The organism is Haloarchaeobius caseinilyticus, from assembly GCF_051207395.1.
Classification (GTDB): domain Archaea; phylum Halobacteriota; class Halobacteria; order Halobacteriales; family Natrialbaceae; genus Haloarchaeobius.
In genome coordinates this window covers 1,122,181-1,136,713 of record NZ_JBPJZC010000001.1, presented here as the reverse complement: position 1 = coordinate 1,136,713, position 14,533 = coordinate 1,122,181, and the positions used below count along the sequence as shown (strand labels likewise).

Annotated in this window: 13 protein-coding genes; 5 read left to right on the top strand and 8 right to left on the bottom strand. The window is 64.0% G+C overall.

What is annotated here, in order from left to right:
- Positions 1-32 precede the first annotated feature (32 nt).
- Positions 33-1,031 carry a beta-ribofuranosylaminobenzene 5'-phosphate synthase family protein gene (locus ACSC1P_RS06020; protein ID WP_435359228.1) on the top strand — a complete coding sequence of 333 codons (999 nt, stop codon included), beginning with the start codon at positions 33-35 and terminating at the stop codon, positions 1,029-1,031.
- Positions 1,032-1,191: 160 nt separating this feature from the next.
- On the opposite strand, the gene ACSC1P_RS06015 is transcribed toward ACSC1P_RS06020, so the two are convergent.
- The 6 genes from ACSC1P_RS06015 to ACSC1P_RS05990 all read right to left on the bottom strand — a co-directional run bounded on the left by ACSC1P_RS06015 (position 1,192) and on the right by ACSC1P_RS05990 (position 9,191).
- The gene (locus tag ACSC1P_RS06015; protein WP_435359227.1) at positions 1,192-1,920 is read right to left on the bottom strand and encodes a hypothetical protein; all 729 of its coding nucleotides are present in this window, start codon (positions 1,918-1,920) and stop codon (positions 1,192-1,194) included.
- A 90-nt stretch (positions 1,921-2,010) separates the two neighbouring features.
- Positions 2,011-3,843, bottom strand: a complete 1,833-nt coding sequence (locus tag ACSC1P_RS06010; RefSeq protein WP_435359226.1) for a threonine--tRNA ligase — start codon at positions 3,841-3,843, stop codon at positions 2,011-2,013.
- Positions 3,844-3,905: 62 nt separating this feature from the next.
- Positions 3,906-4,958, bottom strand: a complete 1,053-nt coding sequence (locus ACSC1P_RS06005) for a DUF7972 family membrane protein (protein ID WP_435359225.1) — start codon at positions 4,956-4,958, stop codon at positions 3,906-3,908.
- A 38-nt stretch (positions 4,959-4,996) separates the two neighbouring features.
- Complete coding sequence (locus ACSC1P_RS06000) at positions 4,997-6,604, bottom strand: ATP-binding protein (RefSeq protein WP_435359224.1); 1,608 nt, start codon at positions 6,602-6,604, stop codon at positions 4,997-4,999.
- Complete coding sequence (locus ACSC1P_RS05995; protein WP_435359223.1) at positions 6,604-8,097, bottom strand: ATPase domain-containing protein; 1,494 nt, start codon at positions 8,095-8,097, stop codon at positions 6,604-6,606. The genes ACSC1P_RS06000 and ACSC1P_RS05995 overlap by 1 nt, the downstream gene beginning before the upstream one ends.
- Positions 8,098-8,303: 206 nt before the next feature.
- Positions 8,304-9,191 (bottom strand): PspA/IM30 family protein, encoded by an 888-nt coding sequence (locus ACSC1P_RS05990; protein WP_435359222.1) that lies wholly within the window; start codon positions 9,189-9,191, stop codon positions 8,304-8,306.
- 54 nt (positions 9,192-9,245) lie between these two features.
- Here ACSC1P_RS05990 and ACSC1P_RS05985 point away from each other — a divergent pair, with 54 nt between their 5' ends.
- The 3 genes from ACSC1P_RS05985 to ACSC1P_RS05975 all read left to right on the top strand — a co-directional run bounded on the left by ACSC1P_RS05985 (position 9,246) and on the right by ACSC1P_RS05975 (position 11,051).
- Positions 9,246-9,851: an alpha/beta hydrolase gene (locus ACSC1P_RS05985; protein WP_435359221.1), complete on the top strand. Its 606-nt coding sequence runs from the start codon at positions 9,246-9,248 to the stop codon at positions 9,849-9,851.
- Positions 9,852-9,915: 64 nt separating this feature from the next.
- Entirely contained in the window at positions 9,916-10,782 is an 867-nt protein-coding gene (locus ACSC1P_RS05980) for a hypothetical protein (protein WP_435359220.1), read from the top strand.
- Complete coding sequence (locus ACSC1P_RS05975) at positions 10,779-11,051, top strand: hypothetical protein (protein WP_435359219.1); 273 nt, start codon at positions 10,779-10,781, stop codon at positions 11,049-11,051. Before ACSC1P_RS05980 ends, ACSC1P_RS05975 begins: the two co-directional genes overlap by 4 nt.
- Before the next feature lie 31 nt (positions 11,052-11,082).
- Here ACSC1P_RS05975 and ACSC1P_RS05970 read toward each other — a convergent pair whose 3' ends face one another.
- Both ACSC1P_RS05970 and ACSC1P_RS05965 read right to left on the bottom strand, forming a co-directional pair.
- Positions 11,083-11,871 carry a M14 family metallopeptidase gene (locus ACSC1P_RS05970; protein ID WP_435359218.1) on the bottom strand — a complete coding sequence of 263 codons (789 nt, stop codon included), beginning with the start codon at positions 11,869-11,871 and terminating at the stop codon, positions 11,083-11,085.
- Between the two features lie 72 nt (positions 11,872-11,943).
- Positions 11,944-12,747 carry a M14 family metallopeptidase gene (locus ACSC1P_RS05965; protein ID WP_435359217.1) on the bottom strand — a complete coding sequence of 268 codons (804 nt, stop codon included), beginning with the start codon at positions 12,745-12,747 and terminating at the stop codon, positions 11,944-11,946.
- Between the two features lie 149 nt (positions 12,748-12,896).
- Between ACSC1P_RS05965 and ACSC1P_RS05960 the strand changes: the two genes are divergently transcribed.
- Positions 12,897-14,531 (top strand): ABC transporter substrate-binding protein, encoded by a 1,635-nt coding sequence (locus tag ACSC1P_RS05960; RefSeq protein ID WP_435359216.1) that lies wholly within the window; start codon positions 12,897-12,899, stop codon positions 14,529-14,531.
- The last annotated feature ends 2 nt before the right edge of the window (positions 14,532-14,533 follow it).

Here is a 14,533-nt window from a genome sequence, read left to right as displayed (position 1 = left end):
ACCGTTTCTGATACACCACCGTACTCACAGGTATGGCAGTGGTCTCGACTGGTGCCCGACTACACGTCGGGTTCCAGAACCTCTCGCTCGCGCACGACCGACTCTACGGCGGTATCGGCTTCGGCCTCGCGGAGCCGCGGGTGCGCGTCGAGGCCACACGTGCAGACACGCTTCGCTGTGCTGACCCCGACGTGCGGCCGTACGCCGAGCGGGTCGTCGAGGTACTCGACGTTCCCGGTGCGAACGTGACCGTCGTCGAGGACCTCCCACGACACGTCGGCCTCGGCAGCGGGACACAGCTCGCGCTCGCCACGCTGGTCGCGGTCGGGGCCGCCTACGACCGCGAGGTGGACGTCCGTGAGTTCGCACCCCAGCTTGGCCGTGGCGGCCGCTCGGGCATCGGCGTCGCCACGTTCCAGGTCGGCGGCTTCGTCGTCGACGCAGGACATCCGACCGAACGCTTCACGACCGAGCCACCAGCCGATGGCGAGTGGCGGGTCCCGGCGGTCGCTGCCCGCCACGACCTGCCCGACGACTGGCGGGCCGTCATCGCGGTTCCGGACGTTCCTGCTGGTCGCAGCGGTGACCGGGAGAACGAGAGCATGCGCTCGGTGGTCGAGCGAGCGGATGCGAGCATCGCGGACGAAATCGCTGGGGTCGTCACTCGGCGACTCCTCCCGGCCGCAGCAGAGGGTGACCTCGACACCTTCGGTGCGGCCATCACCGACATCGAGCGACGAAACGGCGCGTGGTACGCCGACGAGCAAGGCGGCGTGTTCCGGCCGCCGGTCGGTACCATCGTCTCCCAGTTCGGCGACGACCCCGCCGTGGCTGGCGTCGGCCAGTCGTCGTGGGGACCGACGGTGTACGGCCTGACCGACACAGCACACGTCGACCGAGCCCAAGACGCCGCACGGCACGCGCTCGACGCTGCTGGCGTCAGTGGCGAGGTTCGGGTCTGTGCGCTGGCAAGCGATGGCGCACGAATCGATGCGACGCCGACCGACCGGGTCGACGTGGAGAATCGGTGAGGCGGTCGCTATCCGACAGTGACGAACAGACGGCGAGTGGCGACGCTCGCGCGAGGACTCGCCGTACACCCGTTGCCCCTCGCGCGACGACTGTCAGGGCACGACGGGCGTGGCCGCCGCTCCGTACTTGAACCGTGACCTGCACCGAGAGAAGCAGTCGTTATGCGAGTAACGAGGTCGCCATCGCAGCCACGTCCGCCGGTTCGGTCGACGCGATACGGCTGACGCGCAGGCGGAAACTATCCTCGGCCAGCACGCCTGCGGCGACGAGTTCGGCTCGCCGCGCGTCGAACGTCGCCGGACTCGCCAACCCGGTCCGGGCCGCCCAGCACCGAACGTCGCGCACGTCGTCCTCGTTGTAGGCCGAAGCGAGCAGTCCGATGGTCAGCACGTCCGGTGCGGGAGTGGCGTCGCCGCGTGCGGTCGCCATCGCCGAGCGGATGGCGTCGAAGTCGGTAGCCGTCGGTTCGCCGACCGTCGCGGCGAGGTCGGTTCGCGCATCGCCGGCAGTCTGGCCCGTCTCAGAGACGGTTTGGCCCCGAACCGGGAAGCCGAGTCTGACGTACAGGCTGTGGCCGAGCAGTGCGCTCCCGACGAGGAACGTCCCCGTGAACAGTCCTTTCTGCAGCGGCGGGGTGCCTGGCATCGTGAGGAGGACACCGAGTAACGCTCCCGCGATGCCGACGACGACCATCTCCAACCACGCGATTCCGAGGTTCGCTGTGACTTTCGGGTCGAACGAGAAATCGTGGTCACGTCGCGTCACGAACCGTGGTGCAGCGAAGAGTTCGTCGTGCGCGCCACTAGTCGACTGTCTGGTCCGACGGAGCTGCCACGTGCCGATGGCGAGCAGTGCGAGCAAGCCGCCCTCGATTGCGCTCCCCAGCATACACCTTGAGAAACCAAGTACTCCACATAAGTTGTTCCGGCCGATTTGAGCGTGGTAAAAAGCTGTTACGGCCGTCTCTCGTCTCCCGACTCAGTTGCCGGGGAACTGTGGTCGCCGTGAGAGTCGGCGCGGGAGGTACCGCCGGACGCGCGGAAGTCCGTCGATTTCGGCGGCCACTCGCTGCTCAAGTTCCGGTGGCGTCAGTTCCGCTTCCGCTCCGGTCTCTCGAACCGCGACCTTCAGGGTGTCGGCGTCGACTTCGCGGTCGCCGACCACGGCGTAGTACGGCACCCAGTCACGCTCGGCTTTCGAGACGCGTTTGCCGACCGACTCGCCCGTTCGGTCGTCGATGTCGACGCGGATACCGGCGGCATCGAGGTCGTCCGCCAGTGCCTCGCAGTGATGGCGGTGTTCTTCGCGAACAGGGACGAACCGGACCTGCGTCGGCGAGAGCCACGTGGGCAAGCGGGGTCGGTCCATCGTCGCGGCTTGCTCCAGCAGTGCGGCCATGACGCGCTCGATACCGCCAGAGGGCGAGAAGTGCAGCAGCGTCGGGTAGTGTGCCCCCTCGTCGTCGGTGTACGTGATTTCGAACCGTTCCGCGGACTCCACGTCTATCTGGACCGTCGGGTTCTCGATTGGCCGCCCGAGGCCGTCGATGGCGGCGAAGTCGATCTTCGCGGACCAGTAGTGGTGACGGTCTGGGAGGACTTCGAGCAGGACGGACTGGTCGAGGTCCGCGACGAGGTCGTGGACCCAGTCCTCGTTCGCGTCGTAGAACTCCCTGGTGACGCGCATCGCGGCGACGTAGTCCAGTCCGAGGTCGTGGCTGGCGTCGAGTGCGAGGCGTGCCTGTGCGGCGAACTCGGTCTTGGCTCCTTCGATGTCCGCGGCCGCCGTGTGCATGTCGGGCATCGTGAACGCGCGGAGTCGTTTCAGGCCCTGGACCTCGCCGTGTTGCTCGCGGCGGAAGGAGTACGTGCTCATCTCGTACAGGCGAAGCGGGAGGTCGGCGTCGGCGATGTGCATGTCGCGCATCACCGAGAACTGACCGAAACAGGCCGCGAAGCGCAGCATCATCTCGCGGTTGCCGGACTCGAAGCGATACTGGCGTTCGCCGAACTTCTCCGAGTGCTCTCGAACACAGCGTGCGCCGAGGTCGTACATCACGGGCGTCTCGACCGGCATTCCGCCGTAATCGACGACACGGTCGGAGACGTACGCCATCAGTGCATCACGAATCAGTTTCCCCTTCGGGTAGTACCGCAAGTTGCCCACGTCGGAAAGGTCGTCGTGGTCCGCGATGGACTTCTCGCGCATCAGTTCGAGGTGGGGCGGTTCCTGTCCCGGATTCGCCGTCTCGCCGTCGACCTCGGCGGCGACGAACGCCTGCATGTCTGCCGACAGGTCGTCCGCCGCGTCGTGCGGGTCCTGCAGGTCGCCCCCAGGCGTGAGCAGGAACCACTCGCTCGGTTCACGTAGTTCGTCGTCGTCGTCCGGTCGGCCGGGCGTGACGTGTCGCGACAGTTCCGACAGTGGGTGGCCTTTGCAGTGCAACTCGAAGGACTTGTACCAGCCGAAGGGCGCACGCAACACCTCGAAATCGCCTGCGAGTTCGTCTTCCATCCCCTGCAGCACCGATTTGGCGACGTCCGGCGGCGCGAGGTCGTCGCTCAGGTGCGCGTAGGGGTACAGCACCACCTTGCGCGTGTTGAGCTGTTCGGCAACGTCGCGCAACTCGTTGGCCGCGTTCGTGACGACGCTCTCCGGGTCACTCACGTCACCCGTTTCGACGCTGATGAACGTCGTCAGGCAGTCGTCCAGTTCCCCCGCTGTCGGGACACCCTCGGTCTCCGCGTCGGGCGTCGCTTCGGTCGTGGTTTCGAACGACAGATGGTCGGAGTGAACGAACAACAGTCGCATGATACATCGTCACGCGGAACGGACAAAATCCTGCCGCCTCTGCTTCTCGCTTCCGAAACGTATCAGTCCCAGTCCACTTCGTCCGTCCGGTCGGTCTCGCGGAGGATGAGCGGGCCGATGGAGAGCGTCCGCTTCGTAATCGTCGCGATTCGCAGCACGTACGACAGCATCAGGGCGAACGGGACGATGGCGATAGTCGTGGTCAGGGCGAGCAACAGGAGCAACTTGTCGATGCCGAGTATCGACCCGGCGAACGCCGATGCATCGGCGTCGAAGAAGACGAGCATCGCACTCGTCACGACCAGCGCGGGCACCGCCGCGTACGACATCCCGCGCGAGAGGTCGACGAGTTCCCACTGGAAGTACAGCGTCTTGATGTGCTCACGGGCTGGCCCGAACAGTTCGAGCGTGTCCACGAGGTCGTCGAACGCCTGTGCGGCCTCGTCGTCGAGGGAGTCGACGTGTTCGCGTTTGACCCGACGAATCGCGTAAATCTTCCACGAGTAGTTGTAGTCGAGCGCGGCGAACAGCACGTCGAACGTCCCGAAGTTCGACCCGTCGAGTCGTTCCTCGACGCCGTCTGCGTTCTCGACGAGGCCATCGACGACCTGGTCGACCTGTGATTGCAACTCCTCGTTGCCGCCGTCGGCGACCGTGTCTCGGAGCGTTTCGGCCCGCTCGCGCGACACGTCGACGAGCGCCCGAAGGAACGCTGCAGGTTCGGCCGGTGCGACGGGAGCCTCGACGACGTCGGCGAGGTCGTCACGGAACTCCATCGCACCCTGCATCCGTTCGCGCTGGTCGCCGACCGCCCCGAGCTCTTGCGAGAGGACGAGCTGGTTCAACGTCAGCACGAGCGTCACCCCGGTGATGATGGCCGTGACGAACGCCTGAAACAGCGTCTCGATTGGGTCACCGTCGGCTAAGAGCGCGTGGGTATCGGATGGATGGAGGATACCGATGACGACGAGAGAGACGAAGACGAACGCGGCGATACCAGCAGTGAGCCACAGGCGGTTCACGTCCATCAGCAGTCTGAGTTTCAGCGAACTCGCGTCCGCCCGCTGTCGCATCGTGTCCCGCGGCTGGTCGCCACTACCACCGTCGTCTACCATATCGGGTGGAACTCTACCGACACCGAAAAGGGTGTAGCCTATCGCGGTCCGTCCGTTTCGCCTTCGAGTGATTCGTCGGCAGCCGTCACCGACGCTCCACTCGGTTCGCCCGTGGTTGCGTCTTCGTCGTTTGCCGTCTCTGCTGCGAACCCGATACCCCGTACCTCGAAGCGTGCACCACCAGTGTCGGACTCGGTGAGCGAGACGGTCCAGCCGTGGGCCTCTGCGATGGACTGGACGATGGCGAGTCCGAACCCAGTCCCCTCCTCAGAGGTGCTGTAGCCGTACTCGAACACCTTCTCGCGCTCCTTCTCGGGAATCCCCACCCCGTCGTCTTCGACGAAGAAGCCGGAGTCGTCGTCGAGCAGGCCCACGCGGATGGTGCTGCCACCGTCGTCGTGTTCGGTGGTGTCTGCGGACTCGTTCTGACTTCCGTTCGAACCGTGTTCGACAGCGTCCTCAGCTTGCTGGGGGCTCGTGGAACCATGTTCGACAGCGTTCCGGAACAGGTTCACCAGTAAGTCACTGAGTCGGGGCTCGTCTGCGAGAATCACCGCCGAATCGACCAGTTCGAGCGTCGCCGTCCCGCTGTCGACGTTCGACCACGACGTTTTGACCGCAGACGAGAGTGAGACTGGTTCGACCTCGCCGACGACCTGTCCCTTCCGGGCCAGCGCGAGCAGGTCCTCGATGAGGTCGTTCATCCGCCCCAGTGCACGGTCGACCTTCTCGAAGTACTCGTCGTCGCCGGTGTCGCGCCCGAGGTCTAAGTTGAGGTTGGCGACGGTGAGGGGGTTTCGGAGGTCGTGACTGACGATGCTGGCGAACTTCTCCAGCCGTTCGTTCTGTCGAGTGAGTTCGCGCCGGAGCGCACGGTCGGTCACGTCACGGCCCATCCCGACGACCGCAGGACGCTCGTCGCCACTGTTTTGCAACCGTGCAGCGGTGAATTCGTAGGGGACATCCAGTCCGTTCTTCGCGACGAACGTCGCCTCGACCTGTGCTGTCCCGCCGTCGCTGAGAACGCGCTGGAAGCTCGAAACGACCACCTCTCGGTCGTTCTCGGCGACGATTTCCTCCAGCGACAGCCCCGCGAGTTCCTCGTCGGTGTAGCCCGAAACAGTCGCCAGCCGGTCGTTCCATCGCGTAAGTTCGAGTTCGTCGTTGAACACGTAGAACACGTCGGGAAGTGCTCGGAGCGCGCTCTCGGTGAAGGCTCGCTCTTGCTCTATCTCCTGTTGTCGTATCTGCTGCAGTTCGAGCGACTGCCAGCGGGCGGTCAACAGCGTGCTGACCCGTGCGCCGAGTTCGGCCTGACTCGTCGGGATGACGACACTGTCGTCGATGAGTCTCCACGTATCGTCGGTCAGATGCGACCGCTCGCGTTCACGCACCACGAGCAGATACGGAAGAAACAGTGGTGCAGCGTTCTTCTTCTGTCGTTCGAGTGCTTCGTGGTGGTGTCGGAGCGTCGCTAAGTCGATGATACAGAGGTCGAACGTCTCGGGAAGTTCCCCCTCCTCTGGCATCTGGACCGAGAAGTGTTCGGAGAGCCATTCGGACAGCAGTTCTCGATTCCGCCGGTGGACGAGGAGGAGGACGACCGTCTCCTCTGTGTTTTCCTCGTGGTACGTCGCTCGGACCATCAGTCGTCCCCGGCCATACCACTGTCGTCGGCGAACATATCGTCCATCTCGGGGATGTCTTCGACCCAGCGTGGCGTCCCGGTGAGGATGCCGTGGAGTTTGCTCAGTTTTCGGCCGACTCGGATACCGTCTTGCGAGATGTAGAACTCGTGAATGTCGTGGTCGAAGTCACCGGCGCGCTTTTTCAACACCCCGATGGAGCGGTGAAGCTTCGCGGATAACTCGAAGTAGCCGAGGAAGAGGATGTTGTCTGCGAGGTAACTCGCACGGCGACTGGTTGGCCGGAACTGTCCCGTGATGGTCTCCATCTCGGTCGTCAGGAACGTCGTCACGCCGACGTTGCGGAGGTAGCCGACCAGCGCGTGCAGTCGTGAGATGAGTTCCTCTTCGCCACCGTTGATGGACGCGACGTAGCCGTCGATACCATCGATCATCACGTACTTGGTGCCGTTCGACTCCACCTCGCGACGGACCTGTCCGGAGAACTGTTCGGCGGAGTGTTCGTACGCTTCCACCTGCATGACCGACAGCTTCTCTTCTTCGGCGAGCCGTTTGATGGGGAAACCGATGGACTCGGCCCGAAGGACGAACGTGTTCTCGGACTCCTCGAACAGGTAGATTACGGCTCGTTCACCGCGCTGTGCAGCCGATATCATGAACTGCATCGCCACCGTCGTCTTGCCGACACCGGTCGGGCCACTGATGAGCGTCGTCGTGCCTCGCTCGATGCCGCCGTTGAGCAGGGCGTCGAGGGTTTCGTTCGTCGAGGGGAGCAGTTCCGGTTCGAAGTCGACCTGGAACCGACCCGGCCGCAAGAGCGAGAACACCCGCATCCCGCCGTCGCCGATTTCGAGGGTCTGCGGACCGTGTTCGAACTCTGTGCCGCGCATCTTCGTCACCTCGATGTGGTGCAACACCTCGCCGTAGTAGAGGTGGATGTTCCCGTCGCTGACGAACTGCAGGTCGTCGTCTGGGAAGGTCCGCGTCGACTGCGACGTGAACAGCGTGGTGCAGCCTTCTTCTTTGAGAAACTGCAGGAACGAAAGCACCTCTTCACGGAACTGATACTCGTCCGGCGAGAGGTAGCGGAACTGGGTGAGTGGGTCGACGAAGACTCTGGTCGGCTGGAGTTTCCGCACCGCATCGGAGATGACCTCGGTGAACTCTCCACGTTCGACCTCCGCAGCCGTGAAGATGTCGTACATCTGATTGTCGACGAAGAAATCCGACGCGGGACTCAGGTCGAGAATTTCGACGCCCGTCAGGTCGAGGCCGATTTCCGCCGCGTCGGACCGAATGTCGGCTTCCGGGGCACCGAGATTGATGAACAGCGACGACTCTCCGTTCTCTACGCCGTCGACCAGAAAGTGGAGGCCGAGCAGCGTCTTCCCGACGCCTGGCTCTCCGCGTACCAAATAGCTCCTGTTCTTGACATACCCGCCGTGTAGTACTTCGTCGAGACCCTGCACCCCCGTTGTGACCCTCTCAGCCATGACACTAGTCGTACGTGTGGAGTGGAGATGATTGTTTCTAGCAACGCCCCCTGATAATCTCTCTTACTGTCACTAAAGTGGCTAGTTCGCCGTCAGAACAGATGTCGGCCCCGACTTTCGATACGCCAGCGTCGTTCCCAGCGTCAGACTCGATATCCCGAGAAGCAAAAGGCGTCGTGACGACGCTTCGTCAGCAGCGATTTCGCTTACTTCTGGGTCTCGGCGTCGTCCTCTTCTAAGTCGTCGAGTTCTGCCTCGACGTCGTCTGCGCCGCCACTGGTGCTGCCGCCACTCGTCGCTTCGGCGGCCTCCATCTCCTGTTCGAGTTCGTCGAGCTCCGCGCTCACGTCGTCGTCGCTCACCTCGCTTTCGGTGTCGGTTTCGGCCGGCTCGCCACCCTTTCCCATCTCGGCTTTGAGGGTGTCGAGTTCGGCTTCGACTTCGCTGGAGGAGCCGAGGTTTTCGAGTTCGCGGTCGATGGAGTCCTTGTCCGAGAGCGCGTCGTCGAACGCACCCTCGTCGTACAGTTCGTCCATCGCGGCCGCGCGGGCTTCCATGTCCTCGGTGCGCTCTTCGGCGCGCTCGATGGCCATGCCTACGTCTTCCATCTCGTCGCCGACGCCGGTCATCGCCTCGGAGACACGGTTGCTCGCTTCGGCCGCCTCGTAGCGAGCCTTCATCGTCTCTTTCTTCGTGCGGAACTCCTCGATACGGTTCTGGAGCTTCTCCTTCTTGTCGAGCAACTGGTCCTGCGTGTTCTGGAGCTGGTCGATCTGCGAGTCCAGTTGCTCGATTTGGGTCATCTTCGTCTTCTTTTTCTCCAGCGCCTTGCGGGCGAGGTCTTCACGGTCCTGGCGGACCGCCTCGCGGGCCTGTCGGTTGTGCTTCTCGACGTCCTCTTCGAGCCGGCGCTGTTGCATCTCCAGTCGCTTCTTCTGTGTCGTCAGGTCCGCGATACCGCGTTTGACCTGCTGCAACTGGTCGCGCATCTGCTCGTAGGAATAGTCTAGCGTCTCGGTCGGGTCTTCGGCCCGGTTGAGGACCGAGTTGATTTTCGACCTTATCACGTACGAGGCCCGCGACAGTATTCCCATAACCGTTACCTTGCTTCCACGAACTTAAAAACGTCACTGTACGAATGTATCGGTATGCACGATGACATCCTCGTCCCGGGTGCGCGGGACGTTCGAGCGGTTCTCGACGCCGCTTCCACCGACGCAGATTCCTGTGTCGTGACCTGTCACCCGCATCCCCAGCACGGTGGGAACCGGACCGACCGCCGACTCACCGCGCTGAGCGACGTACTGACCGACGCGGGTATCGACTGTCTGCGCTTCGACTACGGCGACTGGGACGAGGGCTACGGCGAACTCGAAGACGTGCGAAACGCACTCCGCTGGGCGGCCGAGCGCTACGACCGCGTCGCACTGTTCGGCTACAGCTTCGGCGGCTGTCTCGCGCTGTTGGCAGCCTCGACCGCCGATGTGTCCATCACTGCGGTCTCCGTCCTCGCCCCCGCGGACCGACTTGCCGGCGACCTCGACGCAGTGGCCGCGCTGGGCGATATCTCGTGTCCGGTACAGGTGTGTTACGGTGAGCGCGACGACCTCGTGAACTGGGAACGCGTCGTCGACCGGGCGACCGAACTGGGCTTCGAGACGCACGCCTTCGGTGCGGACCACCACTTCGTCGGCCAGCACGAGAAGGTCGCCGACGTGGTCGGCGGGTTCCTCGTTCCGAAACTCTCGGTCTGATTCCGTGATGCAGGTCTCTACCGCATCCCAAGAGCCTACTCGGTCGGCCCCGTAGCCGGGGACGATGCGACGGGTGGTGGCCCTCGTCTGTGTCGTCTGCTGCGTACTGACCGCCGGGTGTGGGTCGTTCGCGGGCGAGCAGACGACGACCCGCCAACCGTTCGATGTCCCGACGACGACCGAACCGCCTGCGCCCGAAATCGTTCCCGGGCTACGCGCAACGGGCGTGACCGACCCGGCCGCACTCGCGGCACGACACCGTGCCGTGGTCGAAGACACCTCTTACGTCCGCCAACGCGTGACGACTGTTACCGGCCGAAACGGGACAGTCCGTGAACGTGAGATTCGAACCCTCTCCATCGGTTCAAACGGGTCGGCGCTCTACACGATTTGGTCGAGCGGCGAGCGACTGGCCGAACTCGGACTGCTCGAACGAAACGTCTCCATTTGGACGAACGGGTCCGTCACCGCCGTCCGGACTGGAAACGACGGTGGTGAGGCGAGATACGAGGTGCTCGACGGTCGCCAGCGCGTCCCAGACGACCCGACCGGGGCAGAACTCGTTCGAACGACGTTCGCGGCGGCGACTCAGGTGAACGTCACGACCCAGTACTGGAGCGGCGACTCGTACTACACGGTGAACGCTTCGCTCGCCTCGGCGTATCCCACCGTGTTTCCCAACCGGTCACAGTTTCGGCTATCCGCCGATGTAGTCCACAAAGGCGTCGTCGCGGGCCTCTCCGTCCACACACTGTTTAGCCGAAACGGCACCGACTACGTCCGCGACTACGACCAGTCAATCCGGGCGGTCGGGTCGACGGAAGTCGACCGGCCGAGTTGGGTCGCCGTCGCGCTGAACACGACCGCCCGAAGCCGCATGCCCGCAGAGACAGAACGCCTTTGGTCCGACCCCGAGAAGCGCCGCCAATGACCGGAGTCGCTCGCCGCTGGCTGCCAGAACTCGCTACCTCCGCCCTGTTCGTCGGCCTGCTCGTCTCACTGTGGGCGCTGTTCGCGCCTGGCGTCGGCTGCCGGGCCGAAGCACTCGACACGTGGCAGTTCCAGCTACAGGTGACTGGCACCGACCTCGTGCTGCTACAGTGCGGCGCAGCACCGTGGACGCTCGACCTGCGACTCGTCGGCCTCGGCGTCGGACTCGTCGTCCTCGGTGGAGTGGTCGCACTGCTGCTGCGGGACTGACTCGGCGAAAAGTACGTGGGTGAGCCGACGTTCAGGCCTCGGCGGTCAGTTCGCCGATGCGGTCGGCGGTGTAGCCGAACACGGTCGGGTAGCCGTCGGCCGACAGCAACACCGGGTAGAACGGTTCGTCCGCGACTTGCGGTTCGCCGTCGACGGCGGCGAACGTCGTCCCGGGTTCGACGTACGCGAAGTTCTCGACGAACACCTCGTACTGGTCGGCTTCGAGTTTCGGAATCTGCTCGCGGAGTCGGTAGTGTGGAATCGGTTTCGGCGGTGCGTCGCCCGGGAGCACGCCGGTCGCCGTGAGGAAGGCCCGGGTCAAGCGGTCGGCGTTCTCGACGGCACGGTCACTCCCCTGTAGCCCGGCTTCGACCTCGACGACGTCGAGCGACGTGAACAGTCGGCCATCGACCGACGGGCCAGTCTCGACGACGGTCGCGACCGGCAATCGGGGGATGACCTCGCGCACGTACTCGGTCATCTCGTCGAAGACCGCGAACGGTTCGGCGTGTGACCGGGTCGAGTGGATGGAGAACGTCAGGCAGTCTTCGACGGCGGCGTACAGTTCGGCCGCGAGTCTGCCCTCGTGGGTGTCGGCGTCCGGGTCGCCCGGGAACGCCCGGTTCATGTCTTCGTCCAGATACCGCACACCCTGTGCCAGCGCCTCTTCGTTGGCGACGACGAGTTTCACGGGTTTTCGGACCGGCGGTCGCTCGTCGAGCAGTCGCTCGACCGCGTGGACGCCACACGGCTCGTCGCCGTGAATCGCCGCGACGACCGCGATGTCCGGTTCACCCTCGCCTAGCTGTTCGACTCGCATCGGGTGTATCCACCGGGTACGCAGCAAAAAACGACTCGATTCGACGGTTCGATAGGATGCCGACGAGAAAACTCACTCGTCGTCGGCATCGGGCTCGTTCGCGCCGAGCGACGAGAGTTTACCGAGCCGAGTGGCACCGAAGCCGACCATGTCGTCGTAGCCGTCGGTCGACATCAACACTGGGTAGAAGTCCGTCTCGGCGACGAGTTCGTCGTCGCCGCGCCGGGCGAACGGCGTCCCACGCTCGACCGCGGTGAAGTTCTCGCCGAGGAATTCGTAACCGGTGCCAGCGACCGTCTCGGTCACTTCGAAGACGGTCGGGTCACCGTCGGCGTGGCGGCGGTCGACCACGCCGAACGCCGCGAGGACGTTCCAGATGAGGTCTTCCGCGGCGTCGACGGCTGCCTCGCTGCCCTTCAGGCCACACTCGACTGCGACGCCGTCGACACAGCCGACGAGTCCACCGGGGACGTGGCTGATGTCTACCGCGTCAGAGAGACCGGTCGCCGCGAGCAGTCGCCGCGTCGTCGGCGTAAGCTGTTGGTACAGCGCGAAGGGACGCGGTGTCGAGAGCGTCGAGTGCAAGTCGATGACGGGGAGGCCATCGAGTTCGGCGAGTAGTTCGGCCGCGAGTCGGCCCTCGTGGGTGTCGGCGTCGCGGTCGCCCGGGAACGCTCGGTTCAGGTCCTCGTCGACGAACCGGACACCCAACTCGTGGGCTGCTTCGTTCGCCACGACGGCGAGGTAGGGTCGCCGTACGGTCGGGTCGGCCGCCAGAATCCGTTCGAGCGCCTTCGACCCACACACCTCGTCACCGTGGACGGTGGTCACGACCGCGAGTACCGGGTCGCCCGTACCGACGTGTTCGACGCGCATCGAGTGGAGGACTGGGTGGCTGCCGACAAATCGGTTTCCGTCGGCAGGCAATAATTGCCGATTAGACCGGAAAAATAATGTGAGAAATCTAAACATACCGCCGGGACAGTACTGCCTTTTAATACCGCTTGCTGGTATCTACGGCCGTGATGCGTGAAACCACGTCACGGAGGAGGTTCCTGAAGCGTGCCGGAGTCAGTGCTGCCGCCCTTTCGTTGGCTGGCTGCACGACCGGTGGGGATAGTGAGGGAACCGAGTCCGACGCGCCGACCGAGACTGGTGGTGGCGAGGAGACCGACAGTGGCACCGAAATGACCGACGACGGGACGGAGGTGAAAGGTGACTTCGAGGTCGCGATTACACAGGGGAACATGCCGTCGGGGCTGGACCCGCACGACCACCGTGAGACGCCGACGGACGTCGTCATGCTCCACGCGTACGAGGGACTACTCACGCGTGATGCAGACGGCAAAATGGTCGAAGCTCTCGCCACGGGATACTCCCGTGTCGACGGCGAACCGGCCGTCGAGTTCGAACTCCGCGAGGACGTGACCTTCCACAACGGTGATTCGTTCACCGTCGACGACGCAGCCTACAGTATCAACCGCATCGTCCAGGAAGACGTCGGCTTCGCCAGCCCGCAGAGCGACCAACTCGCGGGTGTGACCGAGGCCACCGCCAGCGGCGACATGACGTTGCGCGTGAACACCGACGGGGTCAACCCCATCGTGTTCTCCGAGTTTGCGACGTACTGCGACATCGTCCAGCAATCCTGGATAGAGGGACTGGAGAAGGCAGAGATTTCACAGGACATGAACGGCACTGGGCCGTTCAAGCTCGACTCCTACACCGAGGACGAACAGGTCGTCCTCGTCCGCAACGAAGAGTACTGGCAGGAGAACGCCGACGTGTCGAAGCTCACGTTCAAGGCGGCGAGCGAGTCCAGCACGCGTGTGAACCAACTCGTCTCCGGCGAGACCGACATCGTCGTGAACGTCCCGCCACAGGAGGTCTCACGGGTGAACAACAACGACGGCACCTCCGTCAAGGCGGCCCCGAGTACGCGTATCCTCTACAACGCGATGCGCTACGACGTCGAACCCTTCTCGTCGAGAGAGTTCCGGCAGGCGATGAACTACGCCATCGACTTAGAGAGCATCGTCAAGAACATCCTCGGCGGATTCGGGAGACAGACCGGCCAGCCGACGCTCCAAGAGTTCGTCGGCCACAATTCGGACGTCGCGCCGTATCCGTACGACAAGGCCGAGGCCGAGTCGCTGGTGGAGGCGAGCGGACACGCTGGCGTAGAAATCGAGCTCCACACGCCCTCGGGCCGCTACCTCAAGGATTTAGAAATCGCACAGGCGGTCGCTGGCTACATCGACGAACTGTCGAACGTCTCCGCGACGGTCAGACAGCGCGACTTCGGGTCGCTCGTCGACGAACTGCTCACTGGCGAGATTACGGACAAGCCGAACTGGTACCTCATCGGCTGGGGTGAGGCGACGTTCGAAGGCGCGCTCGTGATGCAGGCGCTGCTCGCAAGCAACGGCTCGCTCACCACGTGGAACAACGAGGAGTTCGACTCGCTGCTCGAACAGGCGGCGGGCCAGACCGGCGACGCCCGGATCCAGACGCTCCAGCAGGCGAACAAACTGGCGCACGACGAGTGTCCGTGGATCTTCCTGAACCAGCAGTTCAGTGTCTACGGCGTCAGTGACCGGGTCCAGTGGGAGCCACGCTCCGACGAGCGCATCGACGCCTACGCGATGAGTCCCAACTGACC

Excerpts from the sequence above, each read along its gene's own strand:
- ACSC1P_RS05990 (WP_435359222.1), bottom strand. The coding sequence starts at position 9,191 with ATGGGAATACTGTCGCGGGCCTCGTACGTGATAAGGTCGAAAATCAAC.
- ACSC1P_RS06015 (WP_435359227.1), bottom strand. The coding sequence starts at position 1,920 with ATGCTGGGGAGCGCAATCGAGGGCGGCTTGCTCGCACTGCTCGCCATC.
- ACSC1P_RS05965 (WP_435359217.1), bottom strand. The coding sequence starts at position 12,747 with ATGCGCGTCGAACACGTCGGTACGGGCGACCCGGTACTCGCGGTCGTG.
- ACSC1P_RS05975 (WP_435359219.1), top strand. The coding sequence starts at position 10,779 with ATGACCGGAGTCGCTCGCCGCTGGCTGCCAGAACTCGCTACCTCCGCC.
- ACSC1P_RS06000 (WP_435359224.1), bottom strand. The coding sequence starts at position 6,604 with ATGGTCCGAGCGACGTACCACGAGGAAAACACAGAGGAGACGGTCGTC.
- ACSC1P_RS05995 (WP_435359223.1), bottom strand. The coding sequence starts at position 8,097 with ATGGCTGAGAGGGTCACAACGGGGGTGCAGGGTCTCGACGAAGTACTA.
- ACSC1P_RS05960 (WP_435359216.1), top strand. The coding sequence starts at position 12,897 with ATGCGTGAAACCACGTCACGGAGGAGGTTCCTGAAGCGTGCCGGAGTC.
- ACSC1P_RS05980 (WP_435359220.1), top strand. The coding sequence starts at position 9,916 with ATGCGACGGGTGGTGGCCCTCGTCTGTGTCGTCTGCTGCGTACTGACC.
- ACSC1P_RS06010 (WP_435359226.1), bottom strand. The coding sequence starts at position 3,843 with ATGCGACTGTTGTTCGTTCACTCCGACCATCTGTCGTTCGAAACCACG.
- ACSC1P_RS05985 (WP_435359221.1), top strand. The coding sequence starts at position 9,246 with ATGCACGATGACATCCTCGTCCCGGGTGCGCGGGACGTTCGAGCGGTT.
- ACSC1P_RS05970 (WP_435359218.1), bottom strand. The coding sequence starts at position 11,871 with ATGCGAGTCGAACAGCTAGGCGAGGGTGAACCGGACATCGCGGTCGTC.
- ACSC1P_RS06020 (WP_435359228.1), top strand. The coding sequence starts at position 33 with ATGGCAGTGGTCTCGACTGGTGCCCGACTACACGTCGGGTTCCAGAAC.
- ACSC1P_RS06005 (WP_435359225.1), bottom strand. The coding sequence starts at position 4,958 with ATGGTAGACGACGGTGGTAGTGGCGACCAGCCGCGGGACACGATGCGA.